Here is a 22,582-nt window from a genome sequence, read left to right as displayed (position 1 = left end):
GGTTTGGCTCAATAGCTACTTTTAAAATAAACAACAATGTTCGATTTTCCGCTGGAAAATCTTATCTTAGCAAGAAATAATCGTTCCACGCAGTCGCTACTGCGCCAAGCCGCGGAACGTTGTACGCAATATGAACAAGACCTATGAAATTTAGAGTTGGAAATTGGAAAATAGACTCAAATAGTCTTGTTAGACTACAGTGGAAAAAGTATTATCCGAAACTAATTGTACACGAGAAATTTGAAAAACCAGTCAAATGGATTTTACGAATTTTAACTGTAATTGGAATAGCAACGAGTTTTCTAACTCTACCTTATTGGGGCGGAATAATAATGACTTTCGCACTATTCGGGATAGAACAGTTATTTGAACGAACTCTATTCGAATATTCTGTGATGATTTTACAACCATTCCCTGACTTTGAAATTGAATATGACCAATGGCTAACCAATGGATATTTTTTATTAAATCCAGAAATTGAAAACCACGATGGATATTTGAATTATTTTGGTCCTGCATATGCTGATAAAGATTATGCTATTAAATTCTTCAATTACATTCGTTCTTGGAATCAAGATAATGACGTGGACGAAGAGAATAATATTTGTATTTCATTCATAATAGAAAGTGACGTAAGTTATTCGACTTATCTATATGCTAACCCTGACAGGAAATGGCTTGACCCAATGTTTTCGGATTATCAAAAATCAATGCAACTTGAGAAATATGGGAAACAGCAACAATCAATGGTTATGCAAATGGTTTTTTGGAAAAATTTAAAAATGCAACAAGGAATGTTTTTCCATCAATTTAGAGAACAACAGAAAAATGATGAACCATTTTATTTTGTTCCTTTTTATATCGACAATGGAAATCCAATTCCTGTGCAAGAATTACGAGTTTGGAAAACTAACTATAAAATCAAAGGACGTTCTGAATTAACACCAGACGAAGTTGAATATCATCATAAATAATAATAAAATATTGCGTACAACAATGGCTATAAGTAATTGCTTGTTCTCGCCTTCTTCTGAAAATCCTAGCGGATTTTCAGCTTGGTGAGTACTTGCAAAGTTAAGTGCTAACCCACGCAACTACTCATAGCCGAGACCGTTGTGTGCTATTTTATGACGAACCTTTTAAAATTCAACCTTTAGCAATGATTTTATGAAAAATTTTTTATACATATTTGTACTTCTTGTTTCTTCTTGCTATTCACAGCAAAGCAACAGAAAACATTGGATTGGTCAAGAAATAAAAAGTGAAGGTGGATTTCTATTAAATAAAGGTAAGCTCGATACTGATTATGGTATTGCATTTTCTAATTCTGAAACTAAAATATTCATATTATTTTTCAAAATTGAAAATACAAAAAAAATCATAATTGATATTTTAGAGATTGATAAGAAAGAATTGAAAGAAAACAAATTAACAGAATATTGCTACACAAATAATGGTGTTAATGTAGAAATTATTGCTCTTGTAAGAGATACAGATAACAATGTCGAATTTTACACTAAAATTATAAAAGCTTGGCGTGCGAACAGAAAAACTGGTAAATTTGAAAAAATAGCAAAACGGAAAGTAAAAAAATGCGATAACGAAAATTACGGAACTTAACCTTTGAAACCTTTGAAAAAATTCATTTACATATTCATTATTTTGCTTTTAGCAAATTGTAAAAATCCTAAAGTAACGGAAAATCTTGTTGTACAAAAAACTGAAAAAGACAGCACCAATCAGTCAAAACAGAAATATAATAAAACAGAAATAATTTATAAAAAACAAGACACACTTATTAAAACTAGTGAACCATTTATAATAAATAACATAAAATGTTATTGGAAACTCACTTTTATAGTTTACGAAGGAAATGAATATGGTGAAGGAATCTTGGAACTAAAAAATAAAAACAAAACATTATTAAATAATTCACGTAATTTAAGTTCAAATGACTCGTATTATCAACACAATTTTAGCAACTTTCATTTTGAAAGTTTTACTATTGATAGCAAAGAAGATTTGAATTTTGACGGATTTAAGGATTTTAAGATTTTTGACAAAGAACCTTCTGGCAGTGCAGGAATGTTTTATTGGGCATACATTTTTAATCCTAAAAAGAAGGTTTTTGAATTAAACAAAGAACTTTCGGGTTATGAATTAGAAGTCAATAAAGTAGAAAAAACGCTTTCGTCTTATGCGAAAAATGGTTTTGGTTATAATGTAAATAGTATTATTCATTTTGACAAGATTGGGAAAATAAAATATACAGAACTAATTGAAAGAGAAATTATAGACACAACAAATTTTGTAAAAACTACATATAAAAAACTAATCAACAATAAAGTAGTAAAAACAAAAAACAGAAACTACGAAATTTGAAGGATGGTAGTAAAAAACGAATATAAAAACAGCACACAACAGCAGTTAAAAAAAATGGCTTGTTCAGGTTCATTCCGAAAATTCTCCGAATTTTCTAAGTTTTGTTTATTTTTGGAATGGCTTGGTGCTGGTGCAACGCCACTGAGAGCAAGCCACAGAACGTTATATGCCATTTTAGGACGACCCAACAAACAACAACGACAGAACATTGGAAACATATATTGCAAAACTTAAACACATTCTTCCGACATTTTTAGCTATAACATTAGGGACAGTTTTCGGACTTGGATTTATTAGATGGCTTTTTTGCTTACAATTCTCAATCATTGACATCAAAGAAGAAATTTGGGTTTTATGGCTTCCTCTAATATTTCCTTGGATACCAATTACACTTTGGTTAAGACAACGTTTTAGAATTCTTACTTTTAAAGACAACGACAAGGGAAGATTTGGTTTTCAAATGATTGCTTGGCTTATTATAACTGCAATCTTATTTGTTTCACAAGGATACTTAACAACAGCAACTGGCAGACTTCAAAAATTATCGACAATTAGTGACATAGAAAAAGTAGAAAAATCACGTTACTATGAGTTAACAAATTTTTCTGTTGCTAATTATTACGGTGGCACATACACAGACTTCAGACAAAGCGGAAAATATAACCAATACTTAAATTTCGACATTTTTTTCGTTACCCCTATACTTAAAGACACTTCGGAAAAAATTAATGACATTCCAAAATATTGGTATGGCGTAAAATTTAAAGAACAGATAAGTAATAAAATTAGTAGCGATGAAAAGGAGAAAAAGTATCAAGCATTTTACGATGAGTGCATTGATAAAATGAATAAGTATGAATTTCATTCATTAGACCATTTTGAAAGGAAACCAACATCGGACGACAGACAAAATTATTTGAAAGCAATAGAAGCAAGAACTAACCAACCAACCAACGAAAGTTTCATTATTTTAGAACCAATTAAAGAAAAATATGAAGATAGAAACGGAAATAAATTTGTTTGGATATTCGGTTCGTTTGGTATTGGACTTAGCGTTTTGTTGTTTGCTTTAATTTGGCCAGGTTATAGCGAAACTGAAAGGAAAAGATTTTTAGCAGGTAAAAAACCAAAGCAAGACGATTTAGTTGATATGCTAAATTACCTTGTTCCAAAAGGAGACCATTTTGCGACTTCAATAATTTTAGACCTAAATATTCTTGTCTTTTTACTAATGGTTTTTTCTGGTATTCACATCATATCACCAAACGGAATGGAATTACTTCAATGGGGTGCAAATAGACGATTTGAAACAACTGGTGGCGAATGGTGGCGATTATTGACAAGTATGTTTTTACACGGTGGTATTATGCATCTGTTTCTAAACATTTCAGGACTTGTAATAGCAGCCATTTTTGTAGAACCATTACTCGGTCGGAAAAATTATTTTATCTTGTATATTTTATCCGGACTTTGCGGAAGCCTTGCAAGTATTTGGTGGTATCCTAACACAATAAGTGTTGGTGCATCAGGTGCAATTTTTGGACTTTACGGTGCAATTCTTGGACTACTTTTAACTAACGCATTTCCCAAAGGTGGTAAAAAAGGAATACTAATGATGATTGGAATTTATGTTGGTATAAATTTACTTTGGGGCTTAACAGGTGGCATTGACAACGCAGCACATATTGGCGGACTTTTAAGCGGAGCATTAATTGGAATAATATTATACAAAATTGACGGTGGACAGAAAAACGCCACATAACAGCAGTTTGGCAAAATGGCGGGTTCAGTGCATAAATGAAGCTTTGTACTTCGTATCAAGTTCAGTTCTGGCATAAATTTTAGTGCTTCTAAATCCGCTTCTTCGCCAAGCGCCAAACCGTTGTGCATAAGTTGAGAAAAACGATATGAATTGGAAATGGATTTTTGAAAAAGGAATGTTTTGGGTTTTAATCCTGACATTTTTCATTGGAAATTATTTCAGTGGACAAGAAATACGAGGAGTAAATAAAACTGTTGGCTGGACTTTTGATCAATCAAATCAATGGATTATTAACGGTTTTATAGTTTTTGGCTCGTGGTTGATTTTTTTAATCGGTTACGGAATTGTAGCACTAATGCGAAAAAAAACTGACTTAAATTTATCAATTGCTCATTTAGCCATTTTTATTCTGACTTTAATAATTGGAATCGTAAACGACCTATTCGGAATTGAAGTTTTAATAATTAGCCTGATTTCAACTCTTGTGTTTGGATTAAATATTTATTGGACTTTTAATAATAAAAAGCTGGAGACAATAGCAGAATGAAAAACCTACGCACAACAATGTATAACCGCAATTACGGCGGATTCGACTACGTCCGAATCCACTCGGAATTGCTAACGTCTGTGCTAAACCGAAAATTAACACATATTAACCCGTAACTGCGGTTATACGAGACCGTTAGTGGCTATTTTCTAGCCGAATCGGAGCATACAGAAATAGATTTTTAATTAAATTAAAAGATGTTATTAGATATTACTATTGGGAAACCAAAATTTAAATATTATTCTGAGAATAGAGTGTTTTATGCAGAAAATAATTCAAGAAAAAGTTTATTCCCTTTACTTTTTTTTGGTATGATGAGTATTCTCATTTTTTCGGGTTTTATTTTTTTAATTAAAGAAAAAGAATTTAATTTAGAACTATTTCTAATTGGATTCATTATTCATCCGATATTTGGAATTATTGGTTTGAGAAAATTTTTATGGTTAATTCGAGGAAAAGAAATTATAAAAATAGATGAGGAAAAAATGACAATAAGTAAAAGCGGTACATTCTGGACTAAAGATAAAATATTTAAAAAAAGTGAGATAAAAAACATCAGAGATAAATTTCAAGATGATGACTATAACAAAACACCATTTGAGTTTTTTAATGAATATAGAAACTCGATAAAAGAATATAACAGAGGTATGATTTACTTAACTATTGGAGAAGTCTTATTTGACTATAAATATTCAAAAGTAAGAGTTTTTAACTGGTTAAATAAGAATGAAAGACAGATATTAATTGTCGAAATGAAAAAATATTTAGAAAATAAAAACAGCCACTAACAGGCGTTTGGCAAGATTGCGAATTTTGTAGTAAATACACGTTAATTTCTCACAAGAAATTTTATCTTTAATAGAAAATAATCTGTTCCGAAGTTCGCAACCTCGCCATGCATGGGAACGTTAGTGGCAACCAGTAGGACATGACAATAGACGATAGAAAAACATTAGCAAAACAACCTATTACTTGGACAGGCGACCTATCGGATGACTGCACCGCTAAATGGGCTGGACTAATGTTACGAGCTGAATGGATGGATGAGGATTATTGGTGGTGGGCAGTTTATGACATGCAAAAAGACGAAGCTACAATTGACGACTCAAATAATTATACAGACAGATTTATTGGAGGTGACATTTCAAGACAAAAAGCAGAAAATGTTGCTAAAAAATATATCACCGAAATAACGGCACGACAAGAGACGGCAAAATATCTAATCGCTGACACTTTTAAAATTACTGGACGCGGACTCTTTTTTGCTGGCTACATAACAGAAGGACTGGTTTCAATTGGAGACACAATAGAATTTGTAGCGTTAAGCACAATATTTCAAAGACAAATAATTGGCATAGAAAGGATAACAAAATCGCAACCCGACAAAAACAATACTGGACTGCTAATCAAGTGCGACAGTGAAGCAGAAATAGACGAACTGAGAAATTGGAAACCAGACAATGTTGTAGCGACAGTATATAAAACAGAAATGACTGAGAAGAATCTGGCAGCCACTAACAGCACCTTGGCAAAAGCGGGACGAACGTGGTTACAGAAACTTTTCGGCTATGAATAAACATTAGTGCAACTTGAAAGGTTTGGTGCTCCCAAAGCCCCGCCTTCGGCAAGCTGCAAACCGTTAGCGGTAACCCAACGGAAACGAATGGAATTAGATATATCACAGAAACCAATTAAAACATTTTTAGATTCAGTAGACTCTGTTTTAAACAGCAATACGTTTTTATTGGAATTTGAAATAAAAACTGATAATATCAAAACAGATTTATTAAACTTCATTCGCTCAGACTCGTTCATTAGACAAATTTCTAACCAAGACATAGAAAGAGAATGGTTCAACATGCATGATTTTGACTATAAAACTAAAACTTATAAAATACGAAAGGGAAGTATACTTAAAAACAAAATTGAATTAGAAATAAAAGAAATTGAGAATACAAAAAATGAATATCTCACTGCAATGCTCACTGGAGATACAACAAAGGGACGATTTAACAGTTTTTATTCAAAGGAAATCGAGAAAGAAAAAGCTAAAACAATAGTTGAAAATCTAACTTCATATCTTTCTTTATATAGTAATTGGAAATTATTTTACGTTGAACCTAACTTTTTGAAAAATGCAGTTGAAATATATTCAAAAGATGAGGAACTTAAATATTTTGAAGGTGATTATGGAAACGATACTGCAACAATTATATTGACAAAAAATAATGGCTACTTATTATTAACAAATGGAATTGATTAATAAAATTGGCAACCGCTAACAAGCGTTTGGCAAGATTGCGAATTTTGTAGTAAATTCACGTTTACATTTCGCAAGAAATTTTATCTTTAACAGAAAATAATCAGTTCCGAAATTTGCAATCTCATCAAGCACAACACCTTGAATCAATTTAAAATGACAAGAATTATTATTGCAATTCTATACTTAATTTTAACAACTATTATCATTGCATATATTGACAACGGTATTAGAACACATAATATGAGTTTCTATTATGGAAAGGATAATGGCTATTTTACACGTTTTGAATCTATAATTATTCTAAACACTGTCTTCTTTTTTTTAATGACAATTAAGAAAAATCAGAGTGTAAAAGAATATTTAAAACAAAGCTTATTAGGTTTTGTGACAGCCCTAATTTTTGGTCTAGTTTGCTATTTTATTTTCTTGAGTGCTGACTATTATGGTCTGACATATCATGTTGCAACAATAATTATATGTTATTTCTCTTATTTTCTACTAAAAGGAATGAAATTTATGTTAGCACGGGTTTTGAAAAAGGCAAACTAAAGTATAAATTTAATGTTTCGATAAAATTTCACTTAAATTATGAACCCATTTGCCTTTTCTCTTTTATTAATCTTAAGTCCTTTGGTTTTCCAAATTATTTTGGGTACACGATCTCTTTTGAATAAAACCCGTTGGCATTTAGATAGGATAGCTACTTTTACTATAATTCTAGAGGTAGTATTTATTTTTATAGGCATACAACTTATTGCTATCGATGCAGAGAAACAAGCTATTCATTGTGGAATGCCACAAGCTGCTTTGGTGTTTTTTGGTATTTTTATTTTGGGAGTATTAGTAATTACCATTGGAATACAACAATGGATTAGAGCCTATAGAGCAAAGAAAAATAAGGATTCATTTTAATTTCATTACTAATCTTGACGAACACTAATTATTCAATTAAATACCTATGAAACACATTTTTATATTGATTTCCGTTTTAGCTATATTTCTTTTTTTCAACGATATAAATATACAATGGGAAGATGAGGTAACTGGTGATTTTTCATTTTCTAAAAAACAGTCTATGTAATGTGAAGCTTGGTGTTATGAATTTGCTGGCTGTACAGAAATTTTTGCGAAACGGTTGAGTAAAGATTCTATTGTATGTTATACGCTTCCCAATGAGGCTACTCATTCTACGTTGCATTTTTATATCGTTCAGGATAAGATTTGTCAACCAAGAATTGAATTAAACAGTATTACAGGAACAAAAAAAAACCTATGCTTGTAATAAAGGTAATATGAAAATAGATAAAAAAATGTTTCGAAAAGAAATAATAAAAGCAGATTTTGAAATGCAGTTTAATCATGACGAAAAACCTTCTAAGAGTATGTTCTGGAAAGGCAAAATCTTTACAAAAATTAAATAAAGGCTAACTACAATCCGTTTTCTATAAATAAGATCTTTATCCAATGTTCTAGCACAACAAATTCAAAAGTTTTGAATGCTATTACTTCAAATTTTACCTTGAGACCTTAAAATTTTAGGTTGGGTAACATAAAATTTTAAGTTAAGTATATAAAACTTTAACTCAAGGACCTAAAATTTTAAGTTGGTGCTATAAAATTTTAAGTTATTGGGACATTTTGAAAGATTTACTGTTGCGTGAGCGTATGACCAACTGAAAACGAAGTATAAAAAAACTTCACTTTTCTCCTTTCTAACTTCTAAATTTTTCCTATATTTGCTTGCAATTTAATCTAAATTGCAAGATGAAAGCACACACAACTAAAATCATCGGAGAAGGTCTTACATACGATGATGTTTTACTCATTCCAAACTATTCCCAAGTTCTTCCACGTGAAGTAAGTATTCAAACAAAATTTTCTAGAAACATTACATTAAACGTTCCTATTGTATCTGCAGCGATGGATACCGTAACCGAAAGTGCAATGGCAATTGCTATGGCGCAAGAAGGTGGAATAGGAGTTTTACATAAAAACATGACTATCGAGCAGCAAGCGGCTGAGGTAAGAAAAGTAAAGCGTGCCGAATCGGGCATGATTATCGACCCTGTTACCTTGCCTTTAACCGCTACTGTTGGAGATGCTAAAAGAGCCATGAAAGAGCATGGTATTGGCGGAATCCCTGTGGTAGATGATACCTTAACTTTAAAAGGAATTGTAACCAATAGAGATTTGCGTTTCGAAAAGAAAAACGAACGTCCTATTACTGAGGTGATGACTTCAGAAAATCTAGTAACTGCTCAAGTAGGTACCACGTTACAACAAGCTGAAGAAATTTTACAAGATCATAAAATTGAAAAACTATTAGTAGTATCAGAAGGCAATAAATTAGCGGGTTTAATTACCTTTAGAGATATTACTAAATTGACTCAAAAACCGATTGCAAACAAAGATACTTATGGACGTTTGCGTGTGGCTGCTGCTTTAGGAGTTACTGCTGATGCGGTGCAAAGAGCGAGCGCTTTAGTACAAGCTGGAGTTGATGCTGTTATTATTGATACGGCTCACGGTCATACTAAAGGCGTGGTTGATGTTTTAAAACAAGTCAAAGCTGCTTTTCCAGAATTGGATGTAGTGGTTGGAAATATAGCCACACCAGAAGCCGCTCAGTATTTAGTAGATAATGGAGCAGATGGTGTTAAAGTGGGTATTGGTCCAGGTTCTATTTGTACCACTCGTGTAGTAGCGGGTGTTGGGTTTCCCCAATTTTCAGCAGTTTTAGAAGTGGCCGCAGCCATTAAAGGCAGTGGAGTTCCTGTAATTGCAGATGGTGGTATTCGTTATACGGGAGATATTCCTAAAGCCATAGCAGCAGGAGCAGATTGCGTAATGCTTGGTTCTTTATTAGCAGGTACCAAAGAATCTCCAGGTGAAACTATCATTTTCGAAGGAAGAAAATTCAAATCGTATAGAGGAATGGGTTCGGTAGAAGCCATGCAAGAAGGCTCGAAAGACCGTTATTTCCAAGATGTAGAAGACGATGTTAAAAAATTAGTTCCGGAAGGAATTGTGGGTCGCGTTCCTTATAAAGGAGAATTAAATGAAAGCATGCAACAATTTATTGGTGGTTTACGTGCTGGAATGGGCTATTGTGGTGCAAAAGATGTGGCTACTTTACAAGAATCGGGGCGTTTTGTGAGAATTACAACCAGTGGAATAGGGGAAAGTCATCCACACAATGTAACCATTACTAAAGAAGCACCAAATTATTCAAGATAATTAAGTCAAAAGTCAAAAGTCTAAAGTCAAAAGTTTAAAGTCAAAAGTTAAAAGCCTCGAGTCTGTAAGTTGAAGAATTAGCTTTTGCTTATTTAGTATAAATATATTAAAAAACTTCTCGTTTTTCGGGAAGTTTTCTTTTTTTGAAAGGGTGCTAATGTTATTTTTAGCTTTATATTTGAAGTGGTAGAAAACGAACGGTATTCAATTAAAGATTTTAAAGTTAAAGTAATGAACATAACTAGACATTGCGATTTATGTAATCACCAAAAAATAGATTTAATTAATGGTTCTACTTGTGGTTTAACGGATAAGAAACCTGAATTTACTAAGAATTGTAGCAAGATTGATTTTCATGATAAATTAGAGTCAAAACTAAAAGAAGTTAATATAAAATACCAAAAGATTAAAAATGAAAAAGCGGTAACGTATATTTATTTTGTCGTTTTTTTAGGCATTGCTTTAGGTTTACTTGTTGGTGGTTATTTATTAGGAACTTATGCCTATGATAAAGGTGTAGTTTCAACGACTCCTTTTATTATTATGGCTATCGGATTAATTCCTCTAGGATTAGCATTTGGTGCTTTGAACAACCATCGTAACCAATTTAAAATTGCAGAAATGAAGAAAAAAAAGGTAGATGAAGTTTTACCTTTGTACCACATTGACTATACTATTCAGGTGCAATTTGGTAAAAAGTATCATGGGGTTCAAGAAGTTACTACAGATTTAAAAATGAAAGGAATTTAATCAACCTTACCAACTTTTATTATAACAAAACAATTGTTTCTACTTTCCAAAGGAATTAAAATTAAAAAAAGAAATGGCACGATTTCAAGAGAATGATTTACCCAAATCAAAATTAAATGCTACCACTTTAAGCAAAGCACTTCAAATTTTTAAATATGCAACTCATCATAAATGGAAGTTTTATCTTGGTTTGCTTTTTTTATTGTTAACAGGTGGAACGGCTTTGGCTTTCCCAATGTTATTAGGTATGTTGGTTAATTGTGTGGCCAATAAAGATTTAGTACAAGCTCAAAATATCGCTCTAGGTTTGATGGTGATTTTGTTTTTGCAATCCTTCTTTTCCTTTTTCAGATTGTCCTTATTCATCAATTTTACGGAGAATACCTTGGCGAATATTCGTGTAGCTTTGTATACCAATTTGGTCAAGTTACCCATGACGTTTTTCTCTCAAAAAAGAGTAGGAGAGTTAAATAGTCGCATCAGTTCGGATATTACCCAAATTCAAGATACTTTAACCACAACCATTGCTGAGTTCTTACGACAGTTTATTTTAATCATTGGGGGTATTATTTTCCTATTGACTATCAGTTTAAATCTGACCTTAATGATGCTTTGCATTGTTCCAATTGTAGCCGTTGCCGCTGTTATTTTTGGTCGCTTAATCCGTAAGTTTTCTAAAAGTGTACAAGATCAAGTAGCGGAAAGTCAGGTGATTGTAGAAGAAACCATGCAAGGGATTTCTAATGTGAAAGCGTTTGCAAACGAATGGTACGAAATTGCGCGTTACAAAAGGAAAATTAACGAGGTTGTAAAATTGGCCATCAAAGGAGGAATCTACCGTGGTTATTTTGCTTCTTTTATTATTTTTTGTTTGTTTGGGGCTATTGTAGCCGTGGTTTGGTATGGAGTAACTTTGTGTATTAATGGAGAAATAAAAGAAGTGGGAGACTTAATTTCTTTCGTCTTGTATTCGGCATTTATAGGAGCTTCCTTTGGAGGGATAGCCGAATTGTATGCACAAATTCAAAAAGCAGTGGGTGCCACCGAACGCGTTTTCGAATTGTTAGACGAAGTACCAGAAAAGATAAAAGCGACTCAAAATGATTCGACTCAAAAGATAAAAGGAAATGTAAGCTTTAAAAACGTAGGTTTTTCGTATCCATCACGTCCAGAAATAGAAGTTTTAAAAGAGGTTACCTTTACCGCGCAACAAGGTCAAAAAATTGCTCTTGTAGGACCAAGTGGTGCAGGAAAATCGACTATTTCCTCGCTTTTACTTCGTTTTTATACTATTGATAAGGGAGAAATTTTAATAGATGATAAGAATATCAACGATTATGATTTAGAAACTCTTCGAGGCAATATGAGTATCGTACCCCAAGATGTGATTCTTTTTGGAGGAAGCATTCGAGAAAATATTGCGTATGGTAAACCCAATGCTACAGAAGAAGAAATTATCACGGCTGCAAAACAAGCCAATGCCTATGATTTTGTAAACGGTTTTCCTGAAAAGTTTGATACTTTAGTTGGGGAACGCGGTATTAAATTGTCTGGTGGACAAAGACAACGTATTGCTATTGCAAGAGCTTTACTGAAAAATCCAAGTATATTAATTTTAGACGAAGCTACTTCTTCTTTAGACAGTGAAAGCGAAAAACTGGTACAAGAAGCTTTAGAAAATTTGATGAAAGGACGAACCAGCATTATCATTGCGCATCGATTGTCTACGATACGAAGTGCAGATGCTATTTTAGTATTGAATGAAGGAAGAATTGTAGAAAAAGGAACCCATAAAGAGTTACTAGAAATTGAAAATGGGATGTATAAGAATTTAAGTACGTTACAATTTAGTGAATATTAATGATAACATACAGAATTAAACACAAAAGCCTAACGCTATTTAAAAGTTAGGCTTTTGTATTATAACTGTTCTTCTATACTTTTAGTAACAGCTGCTTGTACGTTTCCAGTATGCAACGTAGTTTTGGTTTCGATAAGCATAATTTTGCATTCTTCCACAGCAGAAACTCTATGATTGATCCCTTTTTTTACCACAAATAGATCGTCTTTTTGCATGGTAAAACTAGGTTCGTTTTCAATTTCCATGAGTAGACTGCCTTCAATAATGTAAAAGAGTTCGTCTTCGTTTTCATGGTTGTGCCAAGGGATATCTTCTCCTTTTATTTTGGCAATTTTTACATATTGGTCGTTTACTTCAGTAATGACTTTTGGAGAGAAATAGTGTGTTATGGTTTCAAAAGATTGTGCTAGGTTTTTCAAGTGTATGAATTTAAGAGGTTGTACTTATTGTATGTTTGCGTTAGGGATTGCAGTGAAAATCCTTTTTTAAAGTGCTTCACTTTTAAAAAAGATTGTAACGAAAAGCCCGCCCCTTGTGGGAACGCCTTAATTATTTTGGGAATTAACTTTATTGGCATATTTTGCAATATTCTGTTTTTATAGTATTGTTTCTTAAAAGGTTACTGTTGTCATTTTGCCACTCGCACCATTCTTTTTTGTTTAATTTATATACTTTTTTTAAGATATAGTCTAAATCAGGATCAGTTTGTCCGTTATCTTCTACTAGCATTGGATAGGTTTGTGCGAGTATCAATGCTTCTTCTTTACTAAAGGTAGGTTTTTTCATTTCTTCTTTCAAAAGAGTAATGGTTGTTGTGTATGAACTCCAGTCGTTTAAAAAAAGGGCTAAATTTACGCGGTCTTTTGAGGTTCGAATGCTATTTTTAAAGCTATAATATACTTTTTCAAAATAAAAATTAATACCATCGTAATCGTTATTATGATTGCAGTAGTATAAAGAAACATAGTGGTAATTAGCAATCAGATTAAGAGTCGTTTTAAAAAAATCGAACTGATTTTCTAGGGTTTTAGGTTTGGTTACATTGGCTAATTTACTGGTTGCAATATCCCATGAGTTTAATAATTTTTCATTTGTTACACAATATAAAATAAGTAAATTGAATTGTGCATTTTGTGATAAAGTGTCATATTTTGTAAACCAATATTTTAAAAAGCGTGTGGTGTTGAAATAATCATAGCTATAATTTTGAATAAGAACTGCAGTGGCATTTTGAACTAAGTTAGCATTAGTCATTATTTCTTGAAAAACGGGTTCTTCAAAAATGGTGGTGTCATACTCTAATTTAGCAATTTTGGCTAAAGCTAAATTGGTTTTGTTATTGTTTTTTTCATAAACACCCGTGCGAAGATTTACCTGATAGAGGAATTCTAAGTATTGAGGATGATTGGGGTTTTTAGGTTTAATTTCACCATAATAGTTAGCAATGAGTTTAGATACCCGTTGCTGATCTAAATAAGCTTCCCATTTATTTTTATTTAAATTGATGTATTTTCTAATTTCTTGTTTTGATTCTTGTGCTAAACGGGATAAGTTTTCCATTTCTAACTGAATGTAACAGGTTTCCCAATTTTCTTCAGCTACTACTTTATTAGGTGGAATTGTAATGTTTAATTTATCTTTTCCATATTTTTCAATCGCTTTGGCTCTATCTTGATGCAATTTAATATTGGCGGCTTCATTCCCTTCTATGGAACTGAAACTATAAATTTGTGAAGAATGTATCGTTGTATTTAGAATTTCAAAAGGTATTTCTTCAATAATTTCTTCATATGGAACCTGTTCACCAATGAGTGTATCATAAGCTTCTTTTGGAACTGAGTCAACTTCTGGAGTTCTTTCTGGAAGGGTATCATAAAAAATATCAAAATCAAAACCCTCTAAAGCCAAATCGTTTTCTTGGTACAACGCACTTTTTGATTTTTCTAACTTTTCAATGATTTCATTTCGCCCAAATGCAAATTGATGTTCGTCGGTTTTAATAATACCTTTATTAGATAAAATAGTGTTTTTAGGTAGTTCCAAAATGGGTGCTACCGGTAATAATTGTAAGGATTTTGTTTCTACATTTACAGGTGAAAAATACTCACAAGCACAATTATTTAAAACAAAAACCATACTTAAAGCAAGTTGTTTGCCTATTAAATGCGGAGGTACTTCACCTACTTTAGTAATTAATTTCAACTTATTTTCAGCACGATTGTTTTCTAGGAGCTCTTTTCTATAAATAGGTTTTGAAAGCGTACCATCATAAATGGATGAAACATCGAACTGGTTTTTTTGACCACATTGAAATTGTTCTAGATCAATAAAATCGATTGCAATGGCATCGCTAGGTTCATTTAAAATGGTTTTGAACTTTTCTAAATCATAATAATACAAAATCACTTCATTACCTTCAATTTGTAAGCCATTTCCTAAATGTATTTTGTCACTAAATTTTACTTTCTTACACAAACTACTTTTTTCCTGTATTCCAAAAGCATTTTCTGAGAGTTGATTTGGAATGATAATTCCTTTGGTTCCAAATACATTCGTAGCATACAATCGTTTTAACTTTTTATCATATGAAAAAGCCAAATCCGTAAAATCATAATTAGTATGGATTATATTTTTATAATGTGGGGGCGAATGCTTCCATTGTAAGAAAAGTTTTTTGGCAAGTGCATCGGTTTCAGATGTACTGTATTTTTTGGGTTCTACAGTTGTAAATAAAACATTTTCCCCAAAAAATTGGAACATGTTGCCTTCATAAAATAAAACTCTGTCTTTTGGAAATTGTTTGTTTTTATTGTTTTGTTCATGTGTAAGGATTTTATTTTCCAACATATAAAGACTTTGGTCTTTGGCAGCTTTAAATAAAATAGCATCTTTTTTTAATTCAGAAAGTTGGAGTTGATTTCTGTGTTCATTAATAAGCGCTATTACTTTTTCATTTAACCTGTTATAATCAATAGTAAGTTCTTGTGCATTAGTTTGAAAGGTTACTAATGCCAGTAGTATTGGGAGAAAATACCTCATAAAAAATTATTTGGGTTACTAGTAATTGTATCAATTGTAAAATTAATACAGAATGGGTTTTAATTAAAACGATTAAATCTCTTATTTGTTACCAAAAACGGTTGTAGCATATAAACGTCTTGATTTTGGGTCGAATGCAAAAGCCAAACTCGCATAAGCATATTCATCACTAATCATGTTCGCGTAATGAGGTGGTGATATTTCCCATTCTGTATAAATTTTTTGAGCTAAAAGGACAATGTCACTTTGAGCGTAATTTTTAGGTTCAACCGTTAAGTATAAAACGTTTTCCCCGTAAGTATGAAAATCCAAACCACCATGAAATTGAATGCGGTTTTTAGGGTGCTTTTTCGCAGCAGCGGTTTGTTCGTGCGACAAACGTTTTATTTTTAGCATATAATTGCTTTGATCTTGAGCTGCTTTTTGAAGTACAACGTCTTTTTCAAGTGGATTCAATTTAAGCGTTTTTCGATGTTGGTTAATCAAGTGTAAGATTTCAATTTCTAAAGCTGCATCATTCAATTGCATTTCCTGAGCAGTTGTTGTTATTATACTGAAAAAAAGAAGCAGTAGGGTGATGGTATTTTTCATGATAGGAGATTTATTGGGAAATTAATACTTTTTTTAGGTTATCCAAAGTCGTTTCTTTTAGGTTGATTTCAAAATTAGTTTTCGAGCTTTTATTAACATAGAAAAAATCATACAAATAAGTGTCATTAGTAGTACTCATTACAACCACTTTAGTGCGACCAGAAACTTTAAAGTTTTTACTTAACGCAGGAGTAGAACGGTAAGACTCTTTTAAAAATGTTTTGTAATTTTTATAAATATAATATACTGAGAAGTGAGTTATATTTTTATGATTTTTTAGACTTAGTTGTAACGTAACTTCTTTTTCTACATTTAGTACTCTGTCGCAATTGATCCAGCCCAATTTTGAACTAGCAAAAGTGTCAAAGTCATAAAATTTTTGATACATTTTATATTGTTTCTCTAGTTGTTCAGTTGTTACTGTTGTATCCGTTTCAGTAAAATCACCAAAAGATGGATCTCCAAAATCAAATTCAGCCATATTAGTTTCTGCTATTATTTGATTTTGTATTTCTCTTTTTTTAGATTCTTTCCTATTTTTAATTAAAAGTAAAGAATCTCTTTTTTGTATAATGGAAACACTATCTGTTTTGACATTTTTAAAAAAGCCTCCAGCACCAGTCTTATCTACTGTAATACCAAAAGCAGCATTTTTTAAAATATCTATAATTGCAGTATCTCTCTGAATACCTTCAATAAATTCCCATTTAAAAATAGAATCATTGGCATTGCTATACAAGTTACTGTTGGCAAGAATTTTATTAGGTAATTGAGCTTTGTATCTTTTACCTTCTTTGATCGTTAACTGTTTCCCTTCTTCCGTGAAATTAATATAAATCATTCCTGAAGATTCTAAGAGTTCGTCTTTATCTGTAATAGTGGACAAACCGTTTAGAATTATGTCTTCTTTACTGAAATATTCTTTTAATTCGAAAGTGATTTTTCCATTGGTATAATTGTCAAATAAATCTTTGGGTATGAAAATTTGCGTACCTAGTCTTCCTTTAATTATAGTGTCGTTTTTAAGAATAAATTCGCTTATTGAAGCATTGTCTGTTTTAAGATTGGTTTCAATTTGTTTTAAATTGGAAGTAATGTCTTCTTGACAAGAGGTGAATAGTAGTATAGTAAGAAGTAGGATGATATAGTTTTTCATAAAAATAGTTTAGTTATTTGAATCAAATTTTATGCCAGTTGTTAATGAGATGTTAACATAAGTTATTTTTGTAAATATAAAATCCCCAATTGTTAGGGCAATTGAGGATATTACTATAGTTAAAAATAGTGATTTTATTAAAGCGTACGTACAAATTCTAAAAATACTTTTTTATGTAGTTCTAAATCCATATCTGGAGAAAGGGCTACACGAGCAATATAATCTTTGTCACCTTCTTTTGTGGTACCTTGAGTGGAGGTCGCTGGAATGGTCCAATAACACCCTTTCAATTGGCCATAACTGACACAATATTTACTTTCATTTGGGATTTTAGTAATCATCAAATCAATTAATCGGTGATTTAGAGCTCTTTTATAGGTTTCTCTTGCTTCAGGAGTAGTACCTTTTGTTGGTAAATCAAGCGAAAAAACAGAAGGAGTAAACCCTTGACTCGCTAATGCTTCTGAAACAAAATTGATTTTTGCTGTTGGTAAGGTTTCGTGAATGAAAGTTACAAATTCGCGAGTATTTTTATAAGCCTCTTCAATTCTTTGATTCATAGAAGGCAATTGTTCTGCTAATAGTTTGTATTGAAGCGGTGTGGCTTCATTATCGCAAAGCGTTAGATGGAGATTAATTTTGTCCATTAAAGCATCTACTTTGGCATTACCTACCACATAACCTGCCGTGCATTTTCCGCCGCTTGGAAATTTCGAACCACTAGCATATGAAATGGAACTTACTGTAGATAATATTTGACCTTCTCCTAAAAACAGTACATTAGGACAAAACGTTTGGTCTAATATAAACACTGGATCAATAGACGTATCGCCATTAGGCGTGTGTCTTTTTTTACTTAAAACGGCTTTTAGGTCGAGTAAATTTGGAACTTCTACTCTTGGATTGGTTGGAATTTCAGCGATAATATAAGGAATGGCATCTTCTTTAGCTACAGCATCTAAAATACGATCAATACTATTTACCATGTCATTGTCACCATCTACGGGTAAGTCAACTATTTCAACCATATCCAAGCAAGCAGCTACACGTCTCGCTTGGTCATTGGTGCCACCATAACAATTGGGCGGTACAATAAATTTAATGGCTTTTCCTTTGTGATTTTCCATTGCATCATGAATTAATCCCATCATAATGGCATATTGTATAGATAAACCACTTGAACCTACAAGAGGTGTTGAAGAAGTACCAGTAATGGTAGTAATGGATTTTAGTACTGCAGATTTGTGGTTTTCAACAGCATATTTAGGAGCTGAAAAATCAGTATTTTTTACTAATAGATGTAAGGCTGTGAAACAATTGGAAGGTGTCATAGCTATTGTTTCTCTTCGGCGTACGTGTTGAATTTCAGATATATATGTATCGTTTTCTTTTCCATTTACCACTAAGATACTTCCTAAATCAGAAATGTTTGAAATATAAAAATCTATTGTTGGATTAAAATCTATAGTTGGAATGTCTTCTTGTTGGGTTACAAAAACAGTGGTTCCATTGTATTTTGAGAGCGAGGCAAGACTATCAATTTTTTGTGTTTCAAATTGATAACCATATACTTCTTTGATGATTTGAGTAGTAAAAGATTCAGGCAATTCATCGGTATATACTATTTTTGTGTTTTTATTTTCCAATGCATTTTTTCTTAAAATGGCTAATATTGGAACAATTTTCGAAGAAAAACTAATGACTTGTTCTGGTTTAAGGTTATGTAGTTTTGCGATTCCCCATTCCAAAACGCAAGAAAGAGGATGTCCTAATCGAATGTAGTCATATGCGGTTGGTAATTTACTTAAAGCTGCTGTTGTGGCATTATTAGAATTAAATAAATTTTCAAATTGGTCTAAAAATTGGATTTTAGCTTCTTCTTCTGTATAAATATCTAAACGATGTGTGGTGAGTTGAATCCAATCTTTTGGACAGTTTTTTAGTACTTCATGGATATATTCTAGTGTATGATTTGCTTTCATTTTTTTCTTTTAAAATTGATACAAAATTACAGTAATTTGATTTGTTTAAAAAGGAAAGAGGTTTGATTTTTATTAAATCATTTTTGTCATTTTTGAAGGTATAGGAATAAAAAAACCTCAATCGACTTTACAATTGAGGAATTTATATTTAAAGTGAATCAAGAATTTAGTTTTAAATTCCTATATAATTACTTGGTGTAATTTGTTTTAGTTCGTTTTTAATAGTGTCTGAAACATTCAAAGTTTCAATAAAGTTATGGATGGCTTGTTTATTAATTACCGAATTGGTTCGGGTTAATTCTTTTAAGGCTTCGTAAGGATTAGGATAGGCTTCACGTCTTAAAATAGTCTGAATCGCTTCAGCTACAACTGCCCAATTTTTCTCTAAATCTTCTTCAAACTTAACTTCATTCAATAATAATTTATTCAAGCCTTTTAAAGTGGCTTCAAAAGCAATTATAGTATGTCCAAAAGGAACCCCTACGTTACGTAAAACGGTACTATCAGTTAAATCACGTTGTAATCTTGAAATCGGTAATTTGGCTGAAAGATGCTCAAAAATAGCATTGGCAATGCCTAAGTTTCCTTCGCTATTTTCAAAATCGATAGGGTTTACTTTATGTGGCATAGCGGAAGATCCAATTTCTCCTGCTTTGATTTTTTGTTTGAAATAATCCATAGAAACATACGTCCAAATGTCTCTATCTAAATCAATTAATATAGTATTGATTCTTTTTAATGCATCAAAAAAAGCAGCAAAATGATCGTAATGCTCAATTTGTGTGGTTGGAAAGGAGTGGTGTAGACCCAAACTGTTTTCTACGAAATCGGTTCCAAATTGTTTCCAATCAATACTTGGATAAGCAACCTTGTGCGCGTTATAATTTCCAGTTGCCCCACCAAATTTAGCTGCGAAAGGGACATTAAATAGCAAACGCATTTGTTCTTCTAGTCGTTCTACAAATACTAAAATTTCTTTTCCTAAGCGAGTAGGTGAAGCTGGTTGACCGTGTGTTCTAGCTAACATAGGTACGTTTGCCCATTCGACACTTAACTCTTTTAATTTTTGAATTACAGAAATTAAACTTGGTAAATATACATTTTCGAATGCTTCTTTAGTCGAAAGAGGAATTGCTGTATTGTTGATATCTTGAGAAGTTAATCCAAAATGGATAAATTCTTTATATTTTTCTAAACCTAAGGTGTCAAATTTACTTTTAATAAAGTATTCTACTGCTTTGACATCGTGGTTGGTCGTTTTTTCTGTTTCTTTAATCCACAACGCATCTTCCGAAGAAAAATGGGTATACATATCTCTTAAAGAGGCGAATATTTTTGCGTCTACCTCGGTTAATTGAGGTAATGGTAATTCACATAAAGCGATGAAATATTCGACTTCAATGAGTACACGATATCTAATAAGCGCTTCTTCTGAAAAATAAGGAGCTAAATTTTGAGTTTTGTTTCTATATCTTCCATCAATAGGAGAAATAGCATTTAATTGGGATAAATGTGACATGTTGTAGTTGTGTTGTTTTTAACAAAGTGCAAAAATAGTTATAAGTTGTAAGTTATGAGGTATGTGTTTGTTATTTTTTATAACTTTTTTCTTAAGAAAGTATTATGTAGATTTGGGATAAATAAAAAAAAGCGTCTTGAAGACGCTTTTTCTGTTTTGGGTTGTTTTTTATACTTTTCCTAAAGTGTATAATTGTTCTAGAGTAGGACTTTGGCTTCCTCCAGCAGGCTCTAAGGTAATTCCAAAGGCTTCTGCTTCTTCTGCTTTGTCTACTTTAAATACTTTTGTAGAATTTGATGCAAAATCATTTAATAGACCAATACTTTTAGGCGTTAAAGGGTCTAATTTTAATCCCCAAACTTGATATACTTTTCCTTCTGGAGGTGTTGGTAATCCAGAAGCATCAATGTATACTTCTTTGGTTTCTTTATTGTAATAAGCTTTAGCATAAGCATTAGGCGCTACTTCTTGACCACCTAAGGCTACTTGAATATTGTTGTTGTCTCTTACAATCGCTAATACTTTTTCAGCTTCTTGTTTTTCCAATTCTAAATCAACAATCAATCTTTGCATATTACTTTTTTCAGTACTTAATTGTTCAATAGTTGTTTGCGAATCATTCCATTTAAGATATTGGAAACCAAATCCAATTACAAATATAGCGGCTGCAGCCCAACCAATATAGTTTGTCCATGACGGTTTTCTTTGCAGTGCAATTACACCATTTTTACCTAAAATTTTTTGTCTAATTTTTTCATAATTAGTGGCAGATAAATGTGGAGCTACGCTTTGCGAAAGGTTAATAACAGCGTTTTCAATTGCTAAAATTTCTTCCTGAACTTCAGGGTGTTTTTTAGCCATATCTATTACATTTTTGTTTTCTTCTTCTGTTAGTTTTCCAAAAACAAAGAGTTCTAATGTACCAGATTCTATTAATTCTCTACTATTCATTGATCATTGTTCTTAATTCGTTCATGCAATTTCTGTTTTGCGTTTTTACGGTTCCTAAAGGTATTTCTAATTCTTCAGATGCTTCTTGTTGTGTATAACCTTGAAAAAATAGCAATTCAATAATTTGAATACACTTCGGTTTTAATTTTTTTATAAACCTACTTATTCCAATGGCATCTATCTTGTTGACTGTCTTCGAATTGTCTTCAAGCATATATACGAAGTTATCTGCAGAATGGTTTTTTTGACTATTATTATAGCCTTTAGATCTCAATTTATCAATGGTAGTATTGCGGGTAATGTTTAGCATCCAAGTGTATAATCTTCCTTTTGATTCATTATAAGAATCAATATTATTCCAAATTTTAACAAAAGCTTCTTGAAGCACATCTTCGGCTTCTTCTCTGTTTTTTATTAAATTGAAAATGACAGCATACAAACTTTTTGAATAATTGTCATATAACAAGGTAAATGATCGATCACTTTTACTAAGTAATTCTTTAAGTAATTGTTCTTGTTCCATAGAATTTTTTAAGTTATTG

At 31.9% G+C, this 22,582-nt stretch carries 21 protein-coding genes; 13 read left to right on the top strand and 8 right to left on the bottom strand.

Translation table 11 applies throughout. From position 1 onward, the window contains the following. Window positions 1-143 precede the first annotated feature (143 nt). From NHF47_RS13090 to NHF47_RS13035, 13 genes are all read left to right on the top strand, one after another. Window positions 144-974, top strand: coding sequence for a hypothetical protein (locus NHF47_RS13090; RefSeq protein WP_252765351.1), 831 nt, complete (start codon window positions 144-146; stop codon window positions 972-974). Window positions 975-1,167: 193 nt separating this feature from the next. Continuing rightward, window positions 1,168-1,620 carry a hypothetical protein gene (locus NHF47_RS13085; RefSeq protein WP_252765350.1) on the top strand — a complete coding sequence of 151 codons (453 nt, stop codon included), beginning with the start codon at window positions 1,168-1,170 and terminating at the stop codon, window positions 1,618-1,620. 12 nt (window positions 1,621-1,632) lie between these two features. Then, complete coding sequence (locus tag NHF47_RS13080) at window positions 1,633-2,382, top strand: hypothetical protein (protein WP_252765349.1); 750 nt, start codon at window positions 1,633-1,635, stop codon at window positions 2,380-2,382. 208 nt (window positions 2,383-2,590) lie between these two features. Then, the gene (locus tag NHF47_RS13075) at window positions 2,591-4,144 is read left to right on the top strand and encodes a rhomboid family intramembrane serine protease (protein ID WP_252765348.1); all 1,554 of its coding nucleotides are present in this window, start codon (window positions 2,591-2,593) and stop codon (window positions 4,142-4,144) included. Window positions 4,145-4,289: 145 nt separating this feature from the next. Further along, window positions 4,290-4,691, top strand: coding sequence for a hypothetical protein (locus tag NHF47_RS13070; protein WP_252765347.1), 402 nt, complete (start codon window positions 4,290-4,292; stop codon window positions 4,689-4,691). Window positions 4,692-4,888: 197 nt separating this feature from the next. Further along, entirely contained in the window at window positions 4,889-5,479 is a 591-nt protein-coding gene (locus tag NHF47_RS13065; protein ID WP_252765346.1) for a hypothetical protein, read from the top strand. Between the two features lie 140 nt (window positions 5,480-5,619). Continuing rightward, window positions 5,620-6,267 carry a hypothetical protein gene (locus NHF47_RS13060; protein WP_252765345.1) on the top strand — a complete coding sequence of 216 codons (648 nt, stop codon included), beginning with the start codon at window positions 5,620-5,622 and terminating at the stop codon, window positions 6,265-6,267. An 87-nt stretch (window positions 6,268-6,354) separates the two neighbouring features. Continuing rightward, window positions 6,355-6,954 (top strand): hypothetical protein, encoded by a 600-nt coding sequence (locus NHF47_RS13055; RefSeq protein ID WP_252765344.1) that lies wholly within the window; start codon window positions 6,355-6,357, stop codon window positions 6,952-6,954. A 588-nt stretch (window positions 6,955-7,542) separates the two neighbouring features. Further along, window positions 7,543-7,866 (top strand): hypothetical protein, encoded by a 324-nt coding sequence (locus NHF47_RS13050; protein WP_252765343.1) that lies wholly within the window; start codon window positions 7,543-7,545, stop codon window positions 7,864-7,866. A 46-nt stretch (window positions 7,867-7,912) separates the two neighbouring features. Then, window positions 7,913-8,035, top strand: a complete 123-nt coding sequence (locus NHF47_RS17260; RefSeq protein WP_256477037.1) for a hypothetical protein — start codon at window positions 7,913-7,915, stop codon at window positions 8,033-8,035. 683 nt (window positions 8,036-8,718) lie between these two features. Continuing rightward, window positions 8,719-10,191, top strand: coding sequence for an IMP dehydrogenase (gene guaB, locus NHF47_RS13045; protein ID WP_140997782.1), 1,473 nt, complete (start codon window positions 8,719-8,721; stop codon window positions 10,189-10,191). Window positions 10,192-10,422: 231 nt separating this feature from the next. Next, window positions 10,423-10,941, top strand: coding sequence for a hypothetical protein (locus tag NHF47_RS13040; protein ID WP_252765342.1), 519 nt, complete (start codon window positions 10,423-10,425; stop codon window positions 10,939-10,941). Between the two features lie 73 nt (window positions 10,942-11,014). Beyond that, window positions 11,015-12,802, top strand: a complete 1,788-nt coding sequence (locus NHF47_RS13035) for an ABC transporter ATP-binding protein (protein ID WP_252765341.1) — start codon at window positions 11,015-11,017, stop codon at window positions 12,800-12,802. Between the two features lie 59 nt (window positions 12,803-12,861). Here NHF47_RS13035 and NHF47_RS13030 read toward each other — a convergent pair whose 3' ends face one another. The 8 genes from NHF47_RS13030 to NHF47_RS12995 all read right to left on the bottom strand — a co-directional run bounded on the left by NHF47_RS13030 (window position 12,862) and on the right by NHF47_RS12995 (window position 22,563). Beyond that, window positions 12,862-13,221: a cupin domain-containing protein gene (locus NHF47_RS13030; RefSeq protein ID WP_252765340.1), complete on the bottom strand. Its 360-nt coding sequence runs from the start codon at window positions 13,219-13,221 to the stop codon at window positions 12,862-12,864. A gap of 148 nt (window positions 13,222-13,369) precedes the next feature. Then, window positions 13,370-15,841 (bottom strand): CAP domain-containing protein, encoded by a 2,472-nt coding sequence (locus tag NHF47_RS13025; RefSeq protein ID WP_252765339.1) that lies wholly within the window; start codon window positions 15,839-15,841, stop codon window positions 13,370-13,372. A gap of 81 nt (window positions 15,842-15,922) precedes the next feature. Beyond that, complete coding sequence (locus tag NHF47_RS13020; RefSeq protein ID WP_252765338.1) at window positions 15,923-16,432, bottom strand: CAP domain-containing protein; 510 nt, start codon at window positions 16,430-16,432, stop codon at window positions 15,923-15,925. 10 nt (window positions 16,433-16,442) lie between these two features. Then, a complete protein-coding gene (locus NHF47_RS13015) occupies window positions 16,443-17,588 on the bottom strand; it encodes a hypothetical protein (RefSeq protein ID WP_252765337.1) in 1,146 nt (381 codons plus the stop codon). A 137-nt stretch (window positions 17,589-17,725) separates the two neighbouring features. Next, window positions 17,726-19,570, bottom strand: a complete 1,845-nt coding sequence (locus NHF47_RS13010; RefSeq protein ID WP_252765336.1) for a PLP-dependent transferase — start codon at window positions 19,568-19,570, stop codon at window positions 17,726-17,728. Between the two features lie 172 nt (window positions 19,571-19,742). After that, window positions 19,743-21,089 (bottom strand): adenylosuccinate lyase, encoded by a 1,347-nt coding sequence (gene purB / locus NHF47_RS13005; RefSeq protein ID WP_252765335.1) that lies wholly within the window; start codon window positions 21,087-21,089, stop codon window positions 19,743-19,745. Between the two features lie 168 nt (window positions 21,090-21,257). Further along, complete coding sequence (locus tag NHF47_RS13000) at window positions 21,258-22,040, bottom strand: anti-sigma factor domain-containing protein (protein WP_252765334.1); 783 nt, start codon at window positions 22,038-22,040, stop codon at window positions 21,258-21,260. Further along, the gene (locus NHF47_RS12995) at window positions 22,033-22,563 is read right to left on the bottom strand and encodes an RNA polymerase sigma factor (protein ID WP_140997793.1); all 531 of its coding nucleotides are present in this window, start codon (window positions 22,561-22,563) and stop codon (window positions 22,033-22,035) included. The genes NHF47_RS13000 and NHF47_RS12995 overlap by 8 nt, the downstream gene beginning before the upstream one ends. Window positions 22,564-22,582: the final 19 nt, after the last annotated feature.

It is taken from the genome of Flavobacterium sp. NRK F7, assembly GCF_024054195.1.
GTDB lineage: Bacteria > Bacteroidota > Bacteroidia > Flavobacteriales > Flavobacteriaceae > Flavobacterium.
The sequence above is the reverse complement of the archived record's forward strand: the minus strand, read 5'-3'. Positions and strand labels throughout refer to the sequence as shown.